The organism is Gordonia sp. NPDC003429 (genome assembly GCF_053588575.1).
In genome coordinates, this window is the sequence record NZ_JBSFQF010000002.1 from 1 (window position 1) to 21,241 (window position 21,241).

Sequence of the window (21,241 nt, forward strand, 5' to 3'; positions counted from 1 at the left end):
CCCACTTAGTGCGCAAATCCACCCGCCCAACCACACAACACCCCAGGTCAGCGCGCTACGCGTCTACTATGTCCGATTCGGTGATAAAAGTCAGGCAAGGTAGCCGTCGTAGATCTCAATTGGACCAATTTCTCGACATAGCGAGAGCCCTCTCGACGATGTATGGGTTGTGCGCGACCCGTTGAGCCGAGGGTCCGAGGCGACACAGGCGAAGCGCGGAGGTAGCTGCTGCGCGGGTGATCCTCGTGTCGTCGAGGAGGCGCTCCAAAGCGTCGAGTGACTCGCCGTGGACGGTAACCGTCCCAGGGCCGAACTCGCTGTAATCGGCCGGGGACAACGCGGCCCCAGGGTGGTGACGCAGCAGTCTGACCACTCCGAAATCGTCAGCGACCTGGGCCTCGATCTCGTTGGCCTGAAGGTATCCAATGACCCGCTGTGACCAATCTTCGCGCAGGATCGTCAGTGACTCTGTCCGGGAAATCGACAAGCAAACGATCACCGAGTACGTCGACTCTTTGGTCCCGTGTTTGGAGTTGGGAAGGCAGCTGATCGCCCAGCTCCGAAACTCGGTCAGGGCGGGAAACGGAACGCAACGAAGCAAATACGCTCTGACGATGCGAATGACCTGGCTCGCCTCGGGAAGTGCCATGAAGCGGTCCAACCTGGCTTTCGCACCGCCGAAGTCGGAGGTTTTGAACGGCTGCAGGGGAGTCTTGTCGGTTGAGTTGACCTGGTCCGGATGAGCGAACCACCGGGCGATCGTCTCGTCGGCGGATGCGCCGGAGAACAGAGCAGTGAACTCGGGCGAGGGATCGATGGGGTTGGCCATTTCGCGGAAGTTACGTGCGACGAGCTCGTTCTTCTGTGCGTCATGGATGAGCGTGCGCTCGGCGTTGAGTAGCTGCTGCTTCCGAGCTTTGCTCTGCCGGGGCAAGGCTGCGGCGGTCGGGTCGTAGCGGAGGTAGTACGCCTCGATTTGCCCTGCGTAAGTCTTCTCATGCGCGGCGAACCGTGTCGCGAAGTTTACGGTTTCACCGACGTAACAGCTGCCGTCCGTGAAGGCGAGGACGTAGTGGCCAACCGGGCTGTTGTCGGCGATGGCGCTCGACACTTGCGCCCGGGTCGCCCACGGCCCGGTCATGTGATGGTCTCTTACCCAAGCTGAAAGGCGAGCTTTCCGGGCTGCGACTTCGTCGTCAGTGAGATCAGCGACCGCGCTGTATGGGTCGGACGGTAGGTTTGTGGCAGGTGTCAATCCTCCATGAGAGTGCCAATTGGGTTCGGCAGCAACAGCATCTGGCATCAACCACGTCGGAGCGATTGCAAGTGCAAGGCCCAACAGTTCATCGAAGTCTATGGGCGCGGTGACTCCGTCCGACCCGAGAACTCCAGATACGGTGTCATCGAGTGTGAACTGTGCCGTGTCGCTGTTGAGAAGAGCGATGGTCACCGGTGAGGCGGTCCGTAGGCCTCGATATTTCCAGGCGAGCTCCACCAGGGAGGAATCCCAAGCCGCCGGCGGTGTAGCGGTGATGAGTACGCGATCAGCCTCGGCGGTCGCGTTGATCCGCCACCCCAAGCTGAGGAGCGCATACACAAGATTCAGCGGGGTCGGCTCGGACAGATCCGCGTCGCCGCGGACTGGCAGCGCGACACCCACCTGTACCCAGCCCTCAGTGTCATCCCATACTGCAACGGGCTCATCGCGTCCGGTGCAACGGATTTGCAGCCTGCTCTCCTCGGTGCCCATCCATGCCGCGAGCGAGCTGCCCGGCGTGAGCGATTCAATCAAAGCCGGGGTGCTCGGATCGTCGGTATAGAGAACCGCCTCGTCCAGGACGTCGAGATCCTCGAGAAGATCGCTGGGGTCGATCTCCTCGATTTCATCATTGTCGGCTTGTCCATTCATGACGTGTCGATTTCCTCGCTGTCGTACTTCGCGCTGCGTCGTATGCCGGAGAGTCTCGCATGGGCATCTGACACATTGAATTAAACATAGGTCGAACCAGGTCGGCTTGCTCTAGACGCCATGCCATGTCCCCCGTGAACCGAACCAATAGGACCGGTTCACTGCCTAATCATTCTTGCCCTGCGGCGAGCCGGATTCACTCCCCTCAGCAGCGGGACGTCAGTGCGCACTCGCCGACGCGCGGCTCAACCGATACTCCTCCGCAGGGGCCGCTTCGATGAACTCGACGACCTCGACCTGATCCTTCAGTTGAGTGTCGATTACTGCCCGAACCTCAGCCGGTGTGGCGTAGAAGAACTCCCGCCGAAGGTTGACGTTGTTGACTCGGCGATCCTCGAATGCTTTGTGTAGCAGATTCTCCACGGTGACTGCATCGTCGGCGAAGAACAGTGCGTGTGTGTCGAAGCGGAACGGGACCGATGCGTCGCCCAATTCCCGTACGCGATCCATCGGCTCGAGGCGGCGAGTCATCCCAATCTTGACCATTCGGTCGCCGAATGCACCCAAGTTTGAGATGACGTAGACGTGGCCAGCCCTAGTATTTGCCATTCGGTAGTCGACGTTTGTCATGCGTCCTTCGACGTCGTCGAGCCGCTCCTGCATGCGCTGAATTCCCTCTTCATCGCCGCGCTCACGAAGTGAAGCAATTGTATTGAGATAGTGCGCGCGTTCCTTCGCTAGCTTTGCACGTTCAGCTTCTAGCTCACGGCGCGCTTTCTCCTCCTCGCGCAACTCTGCGCGGCGCTCCCGTTCGAGCTCCCGCTCCACTTGTCTTGCCGTGAGATGTCTGGCTGCCAACTCAAGCTCCTCCATCCGTAGCTGGTGGTATTCGGGCACGATGTGGAGGTCGATCATGGTCCCGTTCTGCGCGATTTGATCAGCGGCTTTACGAAGGCGCGCTTGTGCCGTGGACAGGTTCCCTGCCTTCACGGTTTTGACGCAATTCTCGGCTTCGGCGTCGTATGCGCGCAGGAGGACTCGGCTCATCTGGTCGACAAACCTGCGCCCCTGTGCAAGTGAGCCATTGAAAGTAAAGGACGTGACAGCTTGTGTCGCGGTCTTATCACGAAGCATCTGTTTGATGTGCTGGCGGACTGCCTCGAGTTGTCCAGCGAGCTTCATTGAATGCTCGGCGGGATGCTCGTACTCGAAGAAGCCGACGTCCTGCAATTCGATCTGCGTGGTGACATCGATAAGTTCTGTTTTGGCACGTGCAATCTGCTCGCTGAGCAGTTCCAGTTCTGCCGATTTTGCCGCAGGCTCGTGCTGGTTGGCAGTATCGACCGAGCGCGCCGTGTTTTCGCGAAGGCCGTTGTTTTCGGTCTCGAGTTGCTCGATGCGGCGAGCCAAGCGCCGGTTCTCTACGGCTGATTCCGATAGCTCGGCCTGAAGCGCGACACACTGCGCACGGCACTTCGTCAAGTCTTCCAGAACAGTGGTGTACTCGGTGACAAGCGGAGTGGGCTGCATTGGTGCGACGACGCGCGGTTGAGTATTCGCTGTCCAGACGCGACCATCCCACCAACGCAACTGCTCAGAGGCTTGGGGATCGGGATACCACCCCGGAGCTGGCATTGGTGTATCTCCTTTTCGCTCTTCGACGACTCTGATTGACAGCCAAGAGCTCGGCTCTCACTTTACTAACCCGCGTCTTAGTAGATTGTGTGATGACCTTGTGAGAGCCGCGACGGCGGGCCGGGGCTCACTATGCAGACGGGGAAGGTGAAGATGGGTCGGCGACGTGGCTTCTTCGCGGAACTTCAGCATCAGCAGCGACTCGTTGAGCAACGCAAGCGGCGACAGGATGCCGAGGCGGTGCGTGCGTACAACCAGGCGGTGCGTGAAGAGCAGCGCGCGCAACGCGACTATGAGCGCGCCCAGCAACAGTTTGCGCGCGCCTCAGCTGCCGAGAAGCGCGAAGCAGAGAAGCTTGCAAAGGAGCGGCACCGCCAGCGGATGATAGCGAAGGCCGAGAAGCAGACCAGGCACTTCGCAGACATCTACGAACAGATCGACGGTATCCTCGCTGCCACCATTGAAGTCGACGACTACGTTGATCTAGCAGCGCTTCGCGAGGTACCCGATGTGCCGCCTTTCGACCCGGGCGAACTCGCGGTCCCAACACCGCTACCGCAGTGGTTGCAGCCGGTTCCCGAGCCCGTATTCACCCCTCCGCCTGCACCTTCGGGACTCGCGAAGTTCGGTTCGCAGAAGAAGTATCAGCAGATGCATGCACAAGCCGTACTCGAATGGCAGCAGCAGCATGCTCATTGGCAGCACTACGTGGCGGTGACTGTGCCACAGACCAACGAAGCGCTTCGACACCAACATGAGCAGGCCGAATCTGATCGGCTTGTTCGCCTGGACGCAGCGAGACGCGAACACGATGCTCGATGCCAGAAGGAGGAAGCGCGAGTCGCACAGCATAATCGGAAGATCGACGAGTTCATCCGAAGTATGGAGAACAATGATACGGCGGCCATCGATGAGTACGTCGGCATCGTGCTCGCCAACTCGGTCTATCCAGAGGCATTCGAAGTTTCCCATGACTATGCCTTCGATGGTGATCTGAAAGAGCTCACTCTCTCGGTGTCAGTACCTCCACCGGATGCCATTCCGTCGGTGAAGAGTGTCAAGTACGTCGCTACGGCCGACGAGCTCCGCGCGACGATGTTGTCGCAAAAGGCCCAGCGTGACCGCTACAACGGTGCAGTCAACGCGGTTGCTCTGCGGACACTCCACGAAGTCTTCGAGGCTGACCGCAGCCACCACGTCGACTCGATCGCGATGACAGTGGGCACCACTCTGATCGACCCCGCCACCGGCCATCACGCCACGATTCCGTTCGTCCGGGTGGCCGCGACACGGGATCAGGTGCTTGGTTTGAATCTCGCCCGTGTTGAACCCGGACCCGCTCTTGCTGGCCTCGGCGCGGCCATATCAAAGAACGCGTATGGCTCGATTGGAGTTCACGGTGTTGGATGACCGCGCAATGACCCGTCAGCCTGCGGGTACTCAATCACGCTGCGTGGCGGAAGAATAGCGAGCCGTCCTGGTTGTCGCGTTTTTTCGACTGGTTGCAACAACTGGCGTTGTCTCATGCCCCGGCGTACCGAATCGGGAAGCGCGCCGCCAGTGAGGAGATCCCGCGGCGAGGAACGCGTTTTTGGCTCGATCAGGTGACAGACGACGGCGCGGCGCCACCGTAATGTCCGATTTGTGCCGCATCCTTCGAGAGCCCTCGTTGTGCTGACTCTGTCACTGTTGTCGTTGACGTTCGTCGCCTGCAGCACCGACGGCACCGCGACGAAGTCGGCAGGATCGTCGCCGAACCAGGAGTCACCGAAGCCGACGATGATCGTGCTGGACGCCTCGGATTCGATGAACACCGACGATGCTCCTGGTCCCCGGATCGATGCGGCGAAGTCGGCGGTGACGTCTCTGGTGGATTCATTGCCGGGCCAGTCCGAGATCGGCGTGGTGGTGTTCGGCGGCACTGTGCCGTCCGAACGTGGTCCCCAGGCCGGATGCGCCGACGTTGAAACGGTGTCACAGCTCGCGCCGATCGACGCGCACGATCCCCGGCCCAAGATCGCCGGGGTACCGCACAGGGCTGGTCGCCCGTGGGAAAGGCGCTCCTGGCCGCGAGCGAACCGCTATCCGAAGCACCCGGATCGATCGTGCTGGTCTCCGACGGTGAGTCCAATTGCCAGCCCGATCCCTGTGAGACCGCACAGAAGATCCGTACCGAGAATCCCGACATCACGATCAGTGCGGTCGGTTTCAAAACGGATGCCGCGCAACTCAAGTGCATTGCGGCCGCCGGTGGCGGGGTTTTCGTGACCGCCGACAACACCGCGCAGTTGACCGCCCGGCTGAGTGCGGTTCAGACCGCAGACACGGCCGCCAGTCAGCTCAGCGCCGAGGGGCTGTACGGCATCGAGATCGGACAATCGATCGGTGACGTCAGAGCCGCGCACGCCGACTTTCCGTCCGGATCGGGAACCACCGTCGTCGAGTGGCGAGACTGTAAATGGCACTTCGACGACGGCGTACTGACCCGGATCGAGCCGAAGGACCCGTCCACCATTGATGGTGTACGAGCCGGAACTCCGATGACGCGGCTGGTGGAACTCTACGGTGCGCCGATCCAAGTCGACGAGACCATCAAGCGTGCCTACTTCACCGCGAACCGAGACAAGGGGACCGCGTTCGTCGTCGACTACGACGGCGACACCACGAACGGCACCGTCAAGACGATCTATCTGTGCAAATGTCTTCCCGCCGCAAACGCATCCGAGAGCGCTCCCGCGGGCACTTCGACGGTGTCGTCCGCGCTCACCTCGCTGTGCGGTGTCATTGCCGAGACCCGCGTCCTGCAGCACCCGAAGCTCGGCACGGTGAGCGTCGGCATCAGCCGTCCGGCGGGTCAGGGAGCGGGCGAGGGATGCGTCGCCGCAGTCGGCGCAAAGGGTCAGAAGCTGCTTGTCCAGAAGGTGAGCGTGTACGGAGATGAGATCGACTTTGCCGACCCGCCAACCGATTCCACCAAGAATGTCTTCATCACGTACAACCCCGGACGCTACAACGGCGTGATCACGTTGGTTCCCGATGACAAGGGATATGAGGACATCGGCTGGGGTGATGACGATCCGGGCTATCAGACCACCAAGAACGCCTACTACTCAGCCGAACTCAAGGGTCCGGGAAGCGACGGGAAGTACACCATCGAGACCTCGGCCAACGACTGCGATCCCAGCTGCGCCGACGGGACCATCACGAAGAAGACCCTCAAGTGGAATGGGTCGAGTTACAAGTAGGCGCGTCCGCATCGCTCGCTCGTCCCACGCGCGGGCGGTAGCGTCACGCTCATGCCCACCACCGCGGATCTGATCGAGCCGTCGGTTGGTGGCGCGACGCCCGTCGAGCGGTTCGCCGCAGGTCCGGTGTGGGCGGCCGCGGCCGTGCAGGCCGTGCTGTTGACGGTGTTCTCGGGCGGCTACGACTACCACCGCGACGAGTTGTATTACCGGATGCTGCAACCGGCGTGGGGCTACGTCGACCAACCCCCCTTGACACCGGCCATCGCCCGGATGACTCTCCACATTGCCGACGCGGAATGGGCGCTGCGCATCCCCGCGACCCTCGCGTCGGCGCTGACCGTCGTCGTGGTGGCGATGATCACCTGGCGACTCGGCGGCGGTCGCGCCGCCCAGGCCCTGGCCGCCTGGGGGTACGCCACCGCGATGATGCCGCTGATGTTCGGTCACGTCCTGTTCACCGCGACATTCGATCTGCTCCTGATCTCGCTGGCGGTGTACGCGCTGCTGGTGGCGGTGCAGGGCCGCGACCGCTGGTGGGTGGTGGCCGGGCTGATCGTGGGTCTCACCACGTACAACCGGTGGATGATCGTCACCGTGGTCTCCGGACTCGTGCTCGGTCTGCTGCTGCTGGGGCCCCGGCGGGCGTTCCGCACACCGTGGCCGTATCTCGGTGGCGTCGTCGCGGTGATCGTGGGTCTACCGAATCTGCTGTATCAGGCCCGGCACGGGTGGCCGCAGCTCCAGATGGGTGCGGCCCTCGGCGCGGACAACGGCGCGGATGTCCGTAGCGGCTTTGTCGTGATGCTGATCGTGCTACTCGGTCCACCGCTGGTGGCGGTGTGGGGCACCGGGGTCGTGTGGCTGCTGCGGCCCGAACGGCGCCACGTTGTCGGCTGGCTCGTGATCGGTTTCGCCGTCTTGTTGGTGTTCTCCTTCGTCGGCGGTGCGCAGCCGCACTATCCGATCAACCTGCTGTCGGTGATGTATGCCGCCGGCTGTGTGCCGGTGGCCGCGTGGATGTCGGGCCACCGACTTCGACGATGGTTCGTGATCCTCGTCGTCGCCATCAACGCCGCGGTGTCGACCGTGCTCGCGTTGCCGGTCATTCCGCTGAGCACCGTCGGTCGCACGCCGGTCGTCGACGCCGGAGCGATGGTGGCCGACCAGATCGGCTGGCCGCAGTACGTGGCCCAGATCGCCCGAATCTACGACGAACTGCCTGCGCCCCGACCGCCCATCCTCGCGTCGAACTACGGGGAAGCCGGAGCGTTGGCCCGGTACGGCCCCGAGTTCGGTCTGCCGGAGCCGTATTCGGCGCACGTAGGGCTCTACGACCAGCGCCCCCTTCCCGAGAACACCGACGCCGTACTCCTGGTCGGCGATCAACTCGACACGGCCACAGACCTTTTCGAATCATGCAGAGTTCTCGCGACCCTCGACAACGGGCTCGGCGTCGACAACGAGGAACAGGGGATGCCCGTCGCACTGTGTGAACACCCGCACGATCCGCAGCACCTGTGGCCTGCCCTGCGTCACTTGGGCTGACACCGACCTGCCTCGACTTCGGCCGAAACAGATTCTCGCGGCGACAAATTCGCACGAAGCGCGCAAATCGTTCGGTGACTTCGGCGCGTGTCCGTCAATCAGTACCATTCTTGCCGTTGATCGGGTCAATGACATTGTCAGGCCGGACTGCGTTTGCGACCATTGGTCGCACATCCGCTCGGTTGAGGAGCACACATGAGAACTCATTTGTCGACGGCCATCGCGATAACCGCAGTCGCCGCCGCTGCCGCGGGAACAATGGCAACAACCGGCACCGCGAACGCGGCCGTGACCGCGTTGAAGATCCAATCGGCAGTGGGCTCGTATGGCACCGGGTGCGAGTACACGTTGACGGCCACCACGAACCACAATGGGAACGTGGACTTCTACGACGGCAATCAGGCGTTCGGGAGGGCTATGTCGCAGAACTACGTGGCCACCATCACCTGGAAACCGACGACCACGGGGACACACGTGCTGGGCGCGACCCAGGGTTCGTCGACCGGCGGTGGCGGGAGCGCGGCGCCTCCGGAAGCCCAGAAGACGGTCGATGTCAAGCAAGGGTTGAACCTGGGCAGTTCGTGCCTCGGTCTCTGACCCGGGCTTGAGCCCGCCCGACAGCGTTGGTACTCCGCTCAAAGGCGAATGGCGGCCGTGATCGCCGATGAGCCTCCGAGGCTGAGTCCGCCGTCGACGCTGAGGACCACACCGGTGACGTAGGAGGCGGCGTCGGAGGTGAGCCAGTCGACGGCATTCCAGATGTCCTCGGTGCTCCCAAACCGGGCGAGTGGAACCGCTTGCGTCCATGCGTCTTCGGACGCCTTGGTGGGGGCCAGACGCGCCATTCCCTCGGTGCCCCGGATCGGCCCCGGGGCGATCGAGTTGACGCGGACGCCGGCCGGACCCCACTCCATGGCCAGTGTTCGGGTCACCTGGTCGACGCCCGCTTTCGCGGCGCTCACGTGGACCTGCCCGGGCGTGGGTAGCCAGGATTGTGCCGCAGAGATGTTGATGATGCTTGCGCCCGGCTTGCGCAGATGGGGCCACGCGGCGTGCATCACGTGCCACGTCCCTCTCAGGTCGATGTCGACGACGGCGCCGAATCCGCGGGGGCTCAGTTCGGCGGCCGGTGCAACGAAATTGCCTGCGGCACCGGACACCACGACGTCGATCGGACCGAACCGCTCGGCGGTCTCGGCGAATGCTGCGGCAACAGCGTCGGCGTCGCGGACATCGGCGGCAAAGCCGAGTGCGGTGGAGCCGAGCGTGGCGACCGCGTCGTCGACCTTCTCCTTCGACCGGCTGAGCACGGCCACGCTGTCGCCTCGCTCAGCAAACCGCTGTGCCAGTGCGAGATTGATCCCGCTGGTGCCGCCGGCGATGAAGACCGACGTCATGACGCCGACCGCTGGAGTTCGGCGCCCATGAGCTCGACAAGGGTATTCAGGGCGCGCAGCGGACGGACCATGACGGTGAACTCGACCAGGGAATCGCTGGAATCCCAGCGCAGCAGGTCGATGCCGTGCACCTGCACACCATCGAGGTCGGCGGTGAACTCGAGCACCGCGGAGTCCCCTGACACAAACTCACGGTGATACGTCAGGGTCGGCCCGAGAACCGTCATCGCCGCTCTCAGGTAGCTCGCGGCCCGTACGCGACCCTCCTGCGGAGTGAAGACTGCCGGCGACCGGAACACGACGTCATCGCTGAGGAGCGCGTCGAGCGGCGCACCGGTGTCACCTGACTCGACGATGCGGTGCCACGCGGTAACCGCTGCAGGCTGTGTCATGAGCTTCTCCATCGGTCGGACGACGTCGGTGTCGTCGGTGTCAACAGGGTCATCAGTACCGGGTCATCAGTACAGTTCATCGGTACAAGACGGGGCGGTCGGTGAATCTCGCGGTTCGCTTGTGCGAAAAGGCGTGCACGCCCTCCGTGAAGTCGGGTGCCACCAGAAGTGCCATCTGGCCGTCCTTTTCGCGTGCGAGCGCGCCGTCGAGCTGGGGGATGGCACAGCTGTTGATGGCATCTTTCGACCGTGCCATCGCGGCCAACGGTCCGCGCCCGACGGCGGCGACGAGTTCGCTGAACGCCTCGTCGTAGTCCGCGGTTGGCCACACGTGGCTGATCAGGCCGGCGCGGAAGGCATCTGCGGCGGGCATCTTCTCGGCGAGCAGGGCCATCCGCAGTGCGCGTGCGCGACCGACGGCGGCGGTCACCAGCGCCGTGGCCCCCGCATCGGGCATCAGCCCGATGCGACTGAACGCGAGCAGAAAGTACGAGTCCTCGTCGGCGGCGACGAGGTCGGCGGCCAATGCGATCGACACACCGGCGCCCGCCACGATCCCCCTGGCGCGTGCGACCACGAGCTTGGGACTCCGCACGATCGCCGTCACCAACCGATTGGCGGCATCGAGAACCTGCGCCGACTGGGTGTCCACGGCCACGTCGGCGCTCAGGTCGGCACCCGAACAGAACGCCCGACCCCGACCTGCGATCACCAGCAGATCCACGTCCTGGCGGCGGCTGCATCCTTCCACGGCCGCGGCCATCTCGTTCAGGTCGTCGCGAGTGACCGCATTGAGCCGGTCCGGGCGATCGAAGGTCAGCGTCAGCACCGCTCCCTGCTGGTCGATCAGCATCTCTCGAGACTCCGTTCCGGTATTGACAATCGCGCGCCAACGCAGCACCGTCTTTAGCTAACGTTCGCTCAGTATAGGTGGCTTCGGTCACACCACGTCAAGCAGGGAGCACCAGAGCACATGGCGTTCTACACGTCCGACCACGAGAGCTATCGCGCGACGGTTCGCGAGTTCGTCAAGCGCGAGATCACGCCCAATCTCGAGCGATGGGAGGAGCGACGACTCATCGACCGCGACGTCTATGTCGAGGCAGGTCGGCTGGGCCTGATCGGGCTGGCCGTGCCGGAAGAGTTCGGGGGCGCCGGCGAGCCCGACTACCGCTACCGCATGGTGGTGGCCGAGGAGATCGCCCGCGTGGGTGCTGCGGGATTTGCGCTGTGTCTGGCCCTGCAGGATGACATCGTCGCGCCCTATCTGACCGACCTCGCCGACGATGAACAAAAGAAGCGATGGCTGCCCGGCCTCGCCTCTGGCGACCTGATCGGCGCCATCGGGATGACCGAACCCGGCGTCGGCTCCGATCTCGCCAATCTGTCCACCACGGCGTCGCGCTCCGGTGACGAATGGATCCTCAACGGTCAGAAGACCTTCATTTCCAGCGGTATTCAGGCCGATCTCATCGTGGTAGCGGCATCGACCGACCCCGGCAAGGGCGCACGGGGAGTGTCACTGTTCGTGGTCGAGGACGGCATGCCGGGCTTTGAGCGTGGCCGCAAACTCGACAAAGTCGGGCTTGCCAGCCAGGACACCGCCGAACTGTTCTTCACCGACCTTCGGGTGCCGTCGACCAACCTGCTGGCAACCTCGGCGAGGGCTTCGTGTCGATGATGCAGCGGCTCCCGCGTGAGCGGCTCTCGATCGCCGTCAGCGCGGTCGTCGCATCGCAGGCCGCGCTCGCGTGGACCGAAGAGTATGTGTTCGAACGCAAGGCATTCGGACAGCGTGTCGGAGACTTCCAGAACACGCGGTTCGTCCTCGCCGAACTGGAAACCGAGGTCGACATCACGAGGGCATACGTGGAGCGATGCGTCCTCGCGATCAACGACGGCACCCTCACGACCGTCGAGGCCTCCAAGGCGAAGTGGTGGGCCACCGAACAACAGCAGCGGGTGGTCAATCGATGCCTGCAACTCTTCGGTGGCTACGGCTTCATGAATGAGTACGCCATCGGCCGCGCCTACCGCGACGCCCGCATCCAGACCATCTACGGCGGCACCACCGAGATCATGAAAGAGATCATCGGTCGTGACATCGCCGCCCGACACGCCTGAGGAAGCCCACCGTGACCTTGCCCGAAGTATTGACCAGACCCCTCACCGTCCCGGTTGTCGGCTCGCCGATGTTCATCTCATCGGGACCCGATCTCGTAGTCGCACAATGCACCGCGGGTGTCATCGGCTCGTTCCCGAGTCTCAACGCCCGACCGCAAACGCTGCTGGGCGACTGGCTCGATGAGATCACCGAACGCATCGCGGCATACGCCGGGACCCAGCCCGACCAGCCGGTGGCACCTTTCGCCGTCAACCTGATCGTGCACAAGTCCAATGACCGAATCGACCGTGACCTCGCCACGGTCGTCGAACACGAGGTGCCGATCGTCATCACCTCACTGGGCGCCCGCACCGAGGTCAACGACGCGGTCCACTCCTACGGCGGCATCGTGCTGCACGACGTCATCACCAACACCTTCGCCCACAAAGCGATCGACAAAGGGGCCGACGGGCTCATCGCGGTGTCGGCGGGAGCGGGCGGTCACGCCGGCATGCTGTCCCCGTTCGCGCTGCTCAGCGAGATCCGCAGCTGGTTCGACGGTCCGCTGCTGTGTTCCGGTGCCATCGCCAACGGTCGGTCGATCCTTGCCGCACAGGTCGTGGGCGCCGACTTCGCCTACATCGGTTCGGCATTCCTGTCGACCGACGAAGCAATCGCCGCAGACGCCTACAAGGACATGGTGGTCGCGTCGTCGTCGAGCGACATCGTCTACAGCAATTTCTTCACCGGCGTACACGGCAACTACCTTCGGGGCTCGATCGTGGCGGCCGGCTTCGACCCGGACAGCCTTCCGACGTCGGATCCGACGAAGATGAGTTTCGCCGACGCTGCCGCCGACGTCGCCGCCGATGCCGCGTCGCCGGCAAAAGCCTGGAAGGACATCTGGGGATCGGGCCAGGGCATCGGCGCGATCACCGAGCGGGGAAGCACCGCCGCACTCGTCGAGCGCTGGCGAAAGGAATACGACGCCGCGGTGGCCTCACTGGCGACCCCGTGACCACACCGTCGAAGGAGACGAACATGGACCTCGCCGTTCACCGCCGGATCAACTGGTCGTCGCTCACCGCGACGCATGCGCAGCAGCGGCCCCACCAGCCGGCGATCCGCTTCAACGGTCGCACCCGCACCTGGGCACAGTTCGACCAGCGAGTGTCGCGCTTTGCGGCCTGGCTGCGCACCACCGGCACCGGGTCCGGCGATCGGGTGGCGCTGTTCACGATGAACACACCCGAATTCCTCGAAGTGGTCACCGGATCAGCACGGGTCGGGGCCATCGCGGTGCCGCTCAACTTCCGGCTGAGCGGCGCCGAACTCGCGTTCATCCTGGAAGACAGTGCGCCCGACGTCGTCGTGGTCGAGGCCGCGCTGCACCCGGTGCTGCTGGAATCCGGCTGGGCAGGAAAGACTCTCGTGATCGGCGCCGGTGCCCCGACGGCCGGAACCCGGCCGTACGAGGCGGCGCTGGCAGACTCCGACCCCACGCAAGTCCTCGACGACGTCGACGACAACAGCGTCGCCATGATCATGTACACCTCGGGCACCACCGGCCACCCCAAGGGGGCGATGCTCACCCACCTCAACCTGTTCGTTCAGGGCATCACCACGCTGCGCGCATTCCACATGTGGGGCGACGACGTCTCGTTGATCGCCACCCCGATGTTTCACATCGCCGCAATCTCCGGCATCCTGCCGATGCTGATCACCGGCGGTGTCATCGTCGTCGCACCGCTCGGTGCCTTCAACCCTGCCGAACTGCTTGACCTGCTCGAAGCCGAACGGGTGACCAGCGTCTTCCTCGTTCCGGCGCAGTGGCAGGCGCTCGTCGCCCAGCCCGATATCGCGAGCCGCAAGCTCGCCTTGCGGACCACCTCCTGGGGTGCGGCCCCGGCGTCTCCGACGCTCATCCAAGCCATGGTCGACGCCTTTCCCGGAGCACTGAATGTGGCGGTCTTCGGACAGACGGAGATGTCGCCGGTGACCTGCGTGCTGCGCGGCGAGGATGCCCGCCGCAAGCTCGGTTCGGTGGGAAAACCGGTGAGCTACGTCCAAATTCGTGTGATCGACGCCAACGGCGACGACGTGGGACCCGACGAGGTCGGCGAGATCGTGTACCGCGGCCCGAACATGATGGCGGGGTACTGGAACCGCCCGGACGCCGACGAAGCAGCCTTCACGGGAGGCTGGTTCCATTCCGGTGATCTCGTGCGACGCGACGACGAAGGTTTCGTCTTCGTCGTCGACCGCCTCAAAGACATGATCATCTCCGGTGGGGAGAACATCTACTGCGCCGAAGTGGAGAACGCGCTTGCCGCGCACCCCGCCATTCTCGAGTCGGCTGTGGTGGGCCGAGCCAGCGACCGATGGGGGGAGGAGCCGGTGGCGTACCTGGTGCTGCGCGAGGGCCGGAGCGCACCGACGTTGGACGAACTGCGGGACTGGCTTGCGCCGCGCCTGGCCTCCTACAAACAGCCGAAAGCCGTCATGGTCGTCGAGGAACTACCGCGAAACGCCAGCGGTAAGATCCAGAAGTTCGCGCTGCGCAACCCGGTGTGAGCCGTTGGTCATGGTGGGTGTCGTCGTCATCTCACGTGGGCACGCGGGCCAGGCGCCGGCTTTCCGCGTAGGCCAGGGCATCGGTCCAGTCGGTCCTGTCGCGAATCTTGGCCCGGTACTTCATGATCTCGGTCTGACCGTTGAGGGTCAGCACACCGACGAGACGATCACCGGAGCGAAACAGCGCCACCCAACGGTCACCCTCGGCCGAGCCGTCGACCACCGCCACCTCGTCGGCCACCGGTGAGCCGAGGAACTGGATGCGTGAGCCGTACCAGTCGGACCAGAAGTACGGCACCGTCGCATACGGTGCGGCATGGTCGGGATCAAGCGCATTACGGGCGGCGGCCGCACCCTGCTCGGCCGCGCTGGTCCAGTGTTCGAGGCGTTGCCGTCGACCGAACACCGGATTGGGCCAGTTCGCGACATCACCGGCGGCGTACACGCCCGCCACGCTGGTGGCCAGGTATCCATCGCATGTGATGCCGTTGTCGGTGGCCACACCGGAACCGTTGAGCCACTCGGTATTAGGGATTGCGCCGATCCCGACGACTACGAGATCCGCGTCGAGTTGCGTGCCGTCGTCGAGTTCGACGGCCTCCACCCGACCGTCGCCGTGGACGGCGCTGACTCCGGAACCACACAGCAGGCGGGTGCCGTGGCGCGCGTGCAGATCGGCGATCCACCGGCCGGGAGCCTCGCCGCAGGCACGCGCCAACGGTGTGGGCAACGCTTCGACCACGGTGACGTCCAGACCGCGCTTTCGCGCCGCGGACGCCACCTCAGACCCGATGAATCCGGCCCCGACCACGACGACGCGCGCACCGGCGTCCAACGCTGACCGCACGGCCACGGCATCGTCGTGGGTCCGCAGGGTGTGCACACCCGTCAGGTCCGTTCCGGGCAACCGGCGTGCGCGGGCGCCGGTCGCCACGACGACAGCGTCGAACGGCACCGGCCGATCGCCGACCATCACGGTGCGTTCGTCGGTGTCCAGTCTCGTTGCGGCAGTGCCGAGAACGAGGTCCACCCCAAGATCTTCGCGCAGATGCTGCTCGGTACGGAACGTGGTCACCTCGGGTTGGGGCGCGTCGAGGTAGGCCTTCGACAGGGGCGGGCGATCGTAGGGTAGGTGCGCTTCGTCGCCGATGAGTGTGATCGCCACATCGGTATCGGACTTGCGTGCCGCCTCGGCGGCGCGCAATCCGGCCAGCGATGCCCCGACGACCACGAGACGGGTGCTGGTCATGGCTCGAGGGAGATCGCCTCGGTCGGGCACGTGCTGATGGCCTCTTCGATGGTGGCCACCTCGTCAGCGGAGACGTCGGCGTTGAGGAGGACGAGCGTTCCATCGGCTCCCACCTCGAAGTGATCGGGTGCGATGGCTTCACACAATCCCAGTCCGGTGCACTTGTCGGTGTCGATGCAGATCTTCATGATGGTCTCGCTTTCGGTGCGGGGTGTAGGTCACAGGAGGCGGCGCATGAGTTTCAGTGCTCGTGGCGTGTAGGGCGGGTACACGAAGCCGGGATCGGGCCGAGATGCCCTGGTGAGCACGGCCTTCCGGTGGCTGAGATGCCGGAAACCCCATATGCCGTGGTAGGCGCCCATGCCGCTCGGCCCCACGCCGCCGAACGGGAGCTGCGGACACAGCACCTGCATCGCGAGGTGGTTGAACACCATTCCCCCCGCGGGGATCTCGGCGATGATCCGCTTGCGCACCGCAGCCGATCCCGTGAAGGTGTACATCGCCAGCGGTTTGGGCCGACCGGTGACGAACTCGACGACCTCGTCGAGGCCGTCCACGGCGAGCACGGGCAGGATGGGGCCGAAGATCTCCTCGGTCATCACCGGATCGTCGGGTTTGGGGTCGACGAGAACGGTGGGTTCGATCGTCCGCCGTTGCGGGTCGTGGGAGCCCCCGCTGGACACGGCACCCGAGGTGGTGTCGAGGTATCCGGTCAGCCGTGCGAACTGACGGTCGTTCACGATCGGCACTGCGAGGTCGCCACCGCGCATCTGGGCCACCGCGGTGCCGATGCGTGCCACCAGGTCGTCGCAGATCTGCCGGTCGGCGAGGACATAGTCGGGAGCCACACAGGTCTGGCCGGAGTTGAGCAGCTTGACCCACGCGATCCGCCTCGCGGCCACCTCGAGGTCGGCGTCGGCGGCGACGTACACCGGGCTCTTGCCGCCCAACTCGAGGGTCACCGGGGTCAGGGTGGGTGCGGCACCGGCCATGATCTTGCGGCCGATCTCGGTTCCACCGGTGAACAGGGCGTGGTCGAAGCCGAGTGCGAGCAACTCCTGGGTGACCGCCCCATCGCCTTCGATCACCGCGACGGCGGAGGTGTCGAGATAGCGCGGTACGAGGTCGGCGATCAGCGCAGAACTCGCCGGTGCGAGCTCAGAGGGCTTGACCACCACGCAGTTTCCGGCGGCCAGTGCCGCCACCATGGGTGAGAGGGTGAGATAGATCGGGTAGTTCCACGGGCCGATGACCAGCACCACGCCGAGCGGTTCGTACACCACCCGGCCGCGACCGGGCTGCTGGCTCAGCGGCAGCCGCACCCGCTCGGGTCTCATCCAGCGACGCAGATGCTTGAGCGCATAGTCGATTTCACCGATCGTCGGGGACACGTCACCGAGCCACGCCTCCGCCGGGCCGCGCCCGAGATCGTCGGCGAGAGCCTCGGCGATCGCGCTCTCGTTGTCGTCGACGAGTCGGCGCAACCCGGCGAGCTGTCGCTTGCGCCAGGCGATGGGCCGGGTGACACCCGAGCGCTGCGTCTCCTGCAGCGTCTCCAGTAGCTGCCGCATCGGACGCTCAGATCTCCGGGGCCGGTACCAGGCCGGTGTACACCGCGCCGAACGCACCGCCCTCCACCAGTAGCGGATGCCCGTTGATCCAGCTGGCGTCGTCGGAGCCCAGGAAGGTGACCGCGGCGGCGATCTCCTCCGGTTTCGCGTGGCGGCCGAGCAGTTCCTTGAGACCGTCGAGGTTGTCGATGCCCATCGTCTCCTCGAAATCGGGCAGGATCGGTGTCTGCACCGGGCCGGGAAGCACGGCGTTGATCCGCAGCCCGGCATCGGCAAAGACGAGACCCATCATCATCGTGTATACGGTGACGACCTCTTTGGAGAAGTTGTAGGCGTTGCCTTCCTGGGGATGCTCGGCAAACCACTTCACCCCCTCATCGAAGGTGTCGGTGGCCAGCAGGTCCTTGATGACCTCGAGGCGGGCCGGCCAGCCGAACCCCGCGGTGGACGAGACGTTGACGACCGATCCACCCGGCTCCAGACGGGGAAGGATACCCTCGCTGAGTTGCCGCACAGCCATCGCGTTCACCCGGAAGACGAGTTCGGCGGGTGCTGTGCCCGGCACACCGGCCACGTTGAACAGGGCATGCACGGTGGGCGGAAGGTTCTCGAGTGCGTGCTCGATGCCGACCGGGTCGGAGAGGTCTACCCTGTGATGTTCGGTGACCGCCGCGGTGGGCTCGTTGCGGTCGAGGCTGTAGACCTCGGCACCCTCGGCGATCAGACGTTCGGCGGTGGCGTGCCCGATACCCGATGCGGCACCGGTGACCACGACTCGTCGGCCCGTATATCTGGACATGTCAATCCCTTTCAGCGGATCTCGCACGGCAGCGACTTGACGGCACGGACAAAGTTGCCCCGCATCAGCTGTGGCTCACCGACTTCGAGTGTCGGAACCCTGGTGAGCAGTTCTCGCCAGAGATGGGTGATCTGCATCTTCGCCAAGAAGTTCCCCATGCAGAAGTGGGGACCGCCGCCGCCGAACCCCTGGTGCGGGTTCGGGTGACGTGACAGGTCGAATTCGCGCGGATGGTCGAACACCCGCTCGTCACGGTTGCCCGACGAGTACATCATCGCCACCCACTCGCCGGCCGCGATGGGCTGGCCGGCCAGGACGGTGTCTTGCGTGGCAGTGCGCCGGAACGTCATCACCGGTGACGCCCAGCGGATGAATTCCTCGACGGCCGTCCGGATACGCCCGTCGTAGTCCTCCATGAGCCACGCCCGCTGTTGTGGGAACTCTTGCAGAGCAAGGGAAGTGAAAGAGATCGTGTTACGCGTGGTGTCGTTGCCGCCGACCGATGCCAGCACGAAGAACGCGGCGATCTCGTCATCGGTGAGTTTGTTACCGTCGACCTCGGCATTGACCAGCCCGGTCATGAGGTCGTCGGCGGGTTCGCGGCGGCGCAGGTCGGCGAACGCGAGACCGGTCGTCAGCAACGCCACGAGCGACTCGTTGACCACCTCCCCCGGCTCACGGCCGTTGGCGACATCGGGGTCGTTGTAGGCGACCATCTCGTCGGCCATGTGCGACGCCTCGGCGCGCAGTGCCGGATCGAGGCCCATCATCTCGTAGATCGTCCACATCGGCATCTGCTTGGACACGAGGTCGACGAAGTCGCCGCCGCCTTCGGCGAGCAGACCGTCGACGATCCGACCGGCCTGCTCCCGGATCCGGTGATCGATCTTCGCGACCTGTTTGGGGGTGAACGCCGCACTGACCAGGCGGCGCAACTGCCCATGCCGCGGCGCATCCATGGCGAGGAACGAGTGGGATGCTTCGAGGAGATCCTCTGGTGCGTCCTCGAATTGGACACCTTTGCCCGAGCAGAAGCGGGCCGGGCTCTTGCTCACCTCGGCGATGTCCTCGTGCCGAACGACCACCCATACACCGGGCTGCTCCGACGGCATCAGGTCTGCCTCCATGGGTGGATGCCAGGTGATCGGATGGTCCGCCCGCAGGCGGGCGAACACGTCGTCGCGTTCATCGAACGACTTCGACCAGAAGTTCATGTCCGTGACACGTTCCGGGTGGAACGTGTGCTCGGCGGTGGTGATGGTCATGCCGTGGCCTCCTGAATGCGGTACTGGTTGATGAGGTGCCGTTTGACGAGCTTGCCGGTGGGCGTCCTCGGTAAGTCGGGAACGAAGTCGACGCTCTTGGGTGCCTTGTAGCGCGCGATGCGATCCCGAACGTAATCGACTATGTCGCTTGCCAGTTCGTCGGTCGGTTGCACACCGTCGCGTAGTTGCACCACGGCTTTGACCGATTCACCCATCACCGGATCGGGCACGCCGATGACGGCGACGTCGCGAATGGCCGGATGTAGGGTCAGAACGTTCTCGACCTCTTGCGGGTAGATGTTCACCCCACCGGAGATGATCATGAACGACTTGCGGTCGGTGAGGAAGAGGTAGCCGTCGTCATCGACGTAGCCGAGGTCGCCGACCGCCGTCCAGGTGGGATGCCCCGGATGTTGTGCTGCACGGGTCTTGTTGTCGTCCTTGTGATATCGGAACGGGAGGGCAGGGCGCTCGAAGTACACGGTGCCCACCTCGCCGGTGGGTAGCTCGTTGCCGTCCTCGTCACAGATGTGGGCGACGCCGAGGATCGGCTTTCCGACCGAACCGGGCTTCGTCAGCCATTCCGGCGACGTGATGAGGGTGAAACCGTTTGCCTCTGTTGACGAGTAGTACTCGACGAGGATCGGTCCCCACCAGTCGATCATCGCCCTCTTGACTTCCGGCGGGCACGGTGCGGCCGCGTGCACGGCGATGCGCAGACTCGACGTGTCGTACCGGTGCCGGGTCTCATCGTCGAGTTGAAGCATCCGCACGAACATCGTCGGCACCATCTGCAGCATGGTGACCTTGTACCGCTCGATCGCGGCGAGGGCCGCCTCCGGTTCGAATCGCTCCATCATCACCACGGTTCCGCCGTTGGCTTGCGTGACACCGCAGTAGCGCAGCGGTGCGGCGTGGTAGATCGGCGCGGCCGACAGGTAGACGGTGTCGGGGCTCATCCCGAACGCCTTTCCGAGCAGGTCGAAGATCGGATCGCCCGGTTGGTCGACGGTGATCGGGAGAAGCGGCGCCTTGATGCCCTTGGGGCGGCCGGTGGTGCCCGACGAGTACAGCATGTCGGCGCCGCGGGGCATCTGCTCGAGTGGTTCGCCGGCGTCGGCGATGACCGCCTCGTAGGAATCGTAGCCGAACACTTTGCCGCCGAACGCAAGTCGTGTCTCGACCTGTGGCGTCAGCGACGTCACGGCCTCGGCGAGCTCGGCGAGCGATGCGGCGGCGACCAGCGCCGTGGCGCCGGAGTCGTCGATGATGTAGCCGACTTCCTCGGCGGTGAGATGATGGTTGATGGCCGTGATGTAGAGGCCCGAGCGCAGTGCGGCCCAATACACCTCAAGTGCTTCGGGGCTGTTGTCACTGAGCAGCGCGACCACATCTCCGGCGCGAAGGCCGCGGTCGTGCAGAAGACGGGCGAGGGAGGCCGAGTTGGTCTCGAGTTCGCCGTAGGTCAGGATGCGGCCCGAATCGGCCATGACGAGTGCGGGCTTCTGCGGATCGAGGGCAGCGTACTTTCCGGGATACATGTCGTGGACTGC

General features: G+C 64.4%; 19 protein-coding genes and 1 pseudogene. 8 read left to right on the forward strand and 12 right to left on the reverse strand.

Annotation, left to right across the window (positions count from 1 at the left end; all coding sequences use genetic code 11):
* Positions 1-115: 115 nt before the first annotated feature.
* Positions 116-1,909, reverse strand: a complete 1,794-nt coding sequence (locus ACWDSI_RS03655; RefSeq protein WP_449748828.1) for a hypothetical protein — start codon at positions 1,907-1,909, stop codon at positions 116-118.
* A 219-nt stretch (positions 1,910-2,128) separates the two neighbouring features.
* Positions 2,129-3,544: a DUF4041 domain-containing protein gene (locus ACWDSI_RS03660; protein WP_449755709.1), complete on the reverse strand. Its 1,416-nt coding sequence runs from the start codon at positions 3,542-3,544 to the stop codon at positions 2,129-2,131.
* Positions 3,545-3,697: 153 nt separating this feature from the next.
* Between ACWDSI_RS03660 and ACWDSI_RS03665 the strand changes: the two genes are divergently transcribed.
* Complete coding sequence (locus tag ACWDSI_RS03665) at positions 3,698-4,954, forward strand: hypothetical protein (RefSeq protein WP_449755710.1); 1,257 nt, start codon at positions 3,698-3,700, stop codon at positions 4,952-4,954.
* Here the strand turns inward: ACWDSI_RS03665 and ACWDSI_RS03670 are convergent.
* Positions 4,939-5,466 carry a hypothetical protein gene (locus ACWDSI_RS03670; protein WP_449755884.1) on the reverse strand — a complete coding sequence of 176 codons (528 nt, stop codon included), beginning with the start codon at positions 5,464-5,466 and terminating at the stop codon, positions 4,939-4,941. The two genes, ACWDSI_RS03665 and ACWDSI_RS03670, sit on opposite strands and share 16 nt — an antisense overlap.
* Here ACWDSI_RS03670 and ACWDSI_RS03675 point away from each other — a divergent pair.
* The 4 genes from ACWDSI_RS03675 to ACWDSI_RS03690 all read left to right on the forward strand — a co-directional run bounded on the left by ACWDSI_RS03675 (position 5,351) and on the right by ACWDSI_RS03690 (position 8,934).
* Complete coding sequence (locus tag ACWDSI_RS03675) at positions 5,351-5,812, forward strand: vWA domain-containing protein (protein WP_449755869.1); 462 nt, start codon at positions 5,351-5,353, stop codon at positions 5,810-5,812. The two genes, ACWDSI_RS03670 and ACWDSI_RS03675, sit on opposite strands and share 116 nt — an antisense overlap.
* On the forward strand, positions 5,809-6,789 hold the full coding sequence (locus ACWDSI_RS03680) for a hypothetical protein (RefSeq protein WP_449755711.1): 981 nt from the start codon (positions 5,809-5,811) through the stop codon (positions 6,787-6,789). The genes ACWDSI_RS03675 and ACWDSI_RS03680 overlap by 4 nt, the downstream gene beginning before the upstream one ends.
* Before the next feature lie 51 nt (positions 6,790-6,840).
* On the forward strand, positions 6,841-8,337 hold the full coding sequence (locus tag ACWDSI_RS03685; protein ID WP_449755712.1) for a glycosyltransferase family 39 protein: 1,497 nt from the start codon (positions 6,841-6,843) through the stop codon (positions 8,335-8,337).
* Between the two features lie 195 nt (positions 8,338-8,532).
* A complete protein-coding gene (locus ACWDSI_RS03690; protein WP_449755713.1) occupies positions 8,533-8,934 on the forward strand; it encodes a hypothetical protein in 402 nt (133 codons plus the stop codon).
* A gap of 38 nt (positions 8,935-8,972) precedes the next feature.
* Here the strand turns inward: ACWDSI_RS03690 and ACWDSI_RS03695 are convergent, their stop codons facing one another.
* The 3 genes from ACWDSI_RS03695 to ACWDSI_RS03705 all read right to left on the reverse strand — a co-directional run bounded on the left by ACWDSI_RS03695 (position 8,973) and on the right by ACWDSI_RS03705 (position 10,979).
* Positions 8,973-9,734 (reverse strand): SDR family oxidoreductase, encoded by a 762-nt coding sequence (locus ACWDSI_RS03695; protein WP_449755714.1) that lies wholly within the window; start codon positions 9,732-9,734, stop codon positions 8,973-8,975.
* Positions 9,731-10,126, reverse strand: a complete 396-nt coding sequence (locus ACWDSI_RS03700) for a nuclear transport factor 2 family protein (RefSeq protein WP_449747822.1) — start codon at positions 10,124-10,126, stop codon at positions 9,731-9,733. The genes ACWDSI_RS03695 and ACWDSI_RS03700 overlap by 4 nt, the downstream gene beginning before the upstream one ends.
* A gap of 76 nt (positions 10,127-10,202) precedes the next feature.
* Positions 10,203-10,979 (reverse strand): enoyl-CoA hydratase-related protein, encoded by a 777-nt coding sequence (locus ACWDSI_RS03705; RefSeq protein WP_449755715.1) that lies wholly within the window; start codon positions 10,977-10,979, stop codon positions 10,203-10,205.
* A gap of 120 nt (positions 10,980-11,099) precedes the next feature.
* On the opposite strand from ACWDSI_RS03705, the pseudogene ACWDSI_RS03710 reads away from it, so the two are divergent.
* The 3 genes and pseudogenes from ACWDSI_RS03710 (at position 11,100) to ACWDSI_RS03720 (ending at position 14,804) form a co-directional block, all read left to right on the forward strand.
* Positions 11,100-12,250: pseudogene (locus ACWDSI_RS03710) on the forward strand (acyl-CoA dehydrogenase family protein).
* Between the two features lie 11 nt (positions 12,251-12,261).
* Positions 12,262-13,248, forward strand: a complete 987-nt coding sequence (locus ACWDSI_RS03715) for an NAD(P)H-dependent flavin oxidoreductase (RefSeq protein WP_449755716.1) — start codon at positions 12,262-12,264, stop codon at positions 13,246-13,248.
* A 23-nt stretch (positions 13,249-13,271) separates the two neighbouring features.
* A complete protein-coding gene (locus tag ACWDSI_RS03720; protein ID WP_449755717.1) occupies positions 13,272-14,804 on the forward strand; it encodes a long-chain-fatty-acid--CoA ligase in 1,533 nt (510 codons plus the stop codon).
* A 31-nt stretch (positions 14,805-14,835) separates the two neighbouring features.
* Here the strand turns inward: ACWDSI_RS03720 and ACWDSI_RS03725 are convergent, their stop codons facing one another.
* From ACWDSI_RS03725 to ACWDSI_RS03750, 6 genes are read right to left on the reverse strand one after another with little or no spacing between them, the layout of a single operon-like run.
* Positions 14,836-16,053 (reverse strand): NAD(P)/FAD-dependent oxidoreductase, encoded by a 1,218-nt coding sequence (locus ACWDSI_RS03725; RefSeq protein ID WP_449755718.1) that lies wholly within the window; start codon positions 16,051-16,053, stop codon positions 14,836-14,838.
* Positions 16,050-16,241: a ferredoxin gene (locus ACWDSI_RS03730; protein WP_449747816.1), complete on the reverse strand. Its 192-nt coding sequence runs from the start codon at positions 16,239-16,241 to the stop codon at positions 16,050-16,052. The genes ACWDSI_RS03725 and ACWDSI_RS03730 overlap by 4 nt, the downstream gene beginning before the upstream one ends.
* Positions 16,242-16,271: 30 nt before the next feature.
* Positions 16,272-17,624 (reverse strand): aldehyde dehydrogenase family protein, encoded by a 1,353-nt coding sequence (locus ACWDSI_RS03735; RefSeq protein ID WP_449755719.1) that lies wholly within the window; start codon positions 17,622-17,624, stop codon positions 16,272-16,274.
* A gap of 7 nt (positions 17,625-17,631) precedes the next feature.
* Complete coding sequence (locus ACWDSI_RS03740) at positions 17,632-18,423, reverse strand: coniferyl-alcohol dehydrogenase (protein ID WP_449755720.1); 792 nt, start codon at positions 18,421-18,423, stop codon at positions 17,632-17,634.
* A gap of 11 nt (positions 18,424-18,434) precedes the next feature.
* The gene (locus ACWDSI_RS03745) at positions 18,435-19,688 is read right to left on the reverse strand and encodes a cytochrome P450 (RefSeq protein WP_449755721.1); all 1,254 of its coding nucleotides are present in this window, start codon (positions 19,686-19,688) and stop codon (positions 18,435-18,437) included.
* A complete protein-coding gene (locus ACWDSI_RS03750) occupies positions 19,685-21,229 on the reverse strand; it encodes an acyl-CoA synthetase (protein WP_449755722.1) in 1,545 nt (514 codons plus the stop codon). Before ACWDSI_RS03750 ends, ACWDSI_RS03745 begins: the two co-directional genes overlap by 4 nt.
* Between the last annotated feature and the right edge of the window lie 12 nt (positions 21,230-21,241).

What these genes read in the sequence shown, in the direction of transcription:
- ACWDSI_RS03655 (WP_449748828.1), bottom strand. Translation starts at nt 1,909, where the DNA reads ATGAATGGACAAGCCGACAATGATGAAATCGAGGAGATCGACCCCAGC.
- ACWDSI_RS03660 (WP_449755709.1), bottom strand. Translation starts at nt 3,544, where the DNA reads ATGCCAGCTCCGGGGTGGTATCCCGATCCCCAAGCCTCTGAGCAGTTG.
- ACWDSI_RS03665 (WP_449755710.1), top strand. Translation starts at nt 3,698, where the DNA reads ATGGGTCGGCGACGTGGCTTCTTCGCGGAACTTCAGCATCAGCAGCGA.
- ACWDSI_RS03675 (WP_449755869.1), top strand. Translation starts at nt 5,351, where the DNA reads ATGAACACCGACGATGCTCCTGGTCCCCGGATCGATGCGGCGAAGTCG.
- ACWDSI_RS03685 (WP_449755712.1), top strand. Translation starts at nt 6,841, where the DNA reads ATGCCCACCACCGCGGATCTGATCGAGCCGTCGGTTGGTGGCGCGACG.
- ACWDSI_RS03690 (WP_449755713.1), top strand. Translation starts at nt 8,533, where the DNA reads ATGAGAACTCATTTGTCGACGGCCATCGCGATAACCGCAGTCGCCGCC.
- ACWDSI_RS03695 (WP_449755714.1), bottom strand. Translation starts at nt 9,734, where the DNA reads ATGACGTCGGTCTTCATCGCCGGCGGCACCAGCGGGATCAATCTCGCA.
- ACWDSI_RS03700 (WP_449747822.1), bottom strand. Translation starts at nt 10,126, where the DNA reads ATGACACAGCCTGCAGCGGTTACCGCGTGGCACCGCATCGTCGAGTCA.
- ACWDSI_RS03705 (WP_449755715.1), bottom strand. Translation starts at nt 10,979, where the DNA reads ATGCTGATCGACCAGCAGGGAGCGGTGCTGACGCTGACCTTCGATCGC.
- ACWDSI_RS03720 (WP_449755717.1), top strand. Translation starts at nt 13,272, where the DNA reads ATGGACCTCGCCGTTCACCGCCGGATCAACTGGTCGTCGCTCACCGCG.
- ACWDSI_RS03725 (WP_449755718.1), bottom strand. Translation starts at nt 16,053, where the DNA reads ATGACCAGCACCCGTCTCGTGGTCGTCGGGGCATCGCTGGCCGGATTG.
- ACWDSI_RS03730 (WP_449747816.1), bottom strand. Translation starts at nt 16,241, where the DNA reads ATGAAGATCTGCATCGACACCGACAAGTGCACCGGACTGGGATTGTGT.
- ACWDSI_RS03735 (WP_449755719.1), bottom strand. Translation starts at nt 17,624, where the DNA reads ATGCGGCAGCTACTGGAGACGCTGCAGGAGACGCAGCGCTCGGGTGTC.
- ACWDSI_RS03740 (WP_449755720.1), bottom strand. Translation starts at nt 18,423, where the DNA reads ATGTCCAGATATACGGGCCGACGAGTCGTGGTCACCGGTGCCGCATCG.
- ACWDSI_RS03745 (WP_449755721.1), bottom strand. Translation starts at nt 19,688, where the DNA reads ATGACCATCACCACCGCCGAGCACACGTTCCACCCGGAACGTGTCACG.
- ACWDSI_RS03750 (WP_449755722.1), bottom strand. Translation starts at nt 21,229, where the DNA reads ATGTATCCCGGAAAGTACGCTGCCCTCGATCCGCAGAAGCCCGCACTC.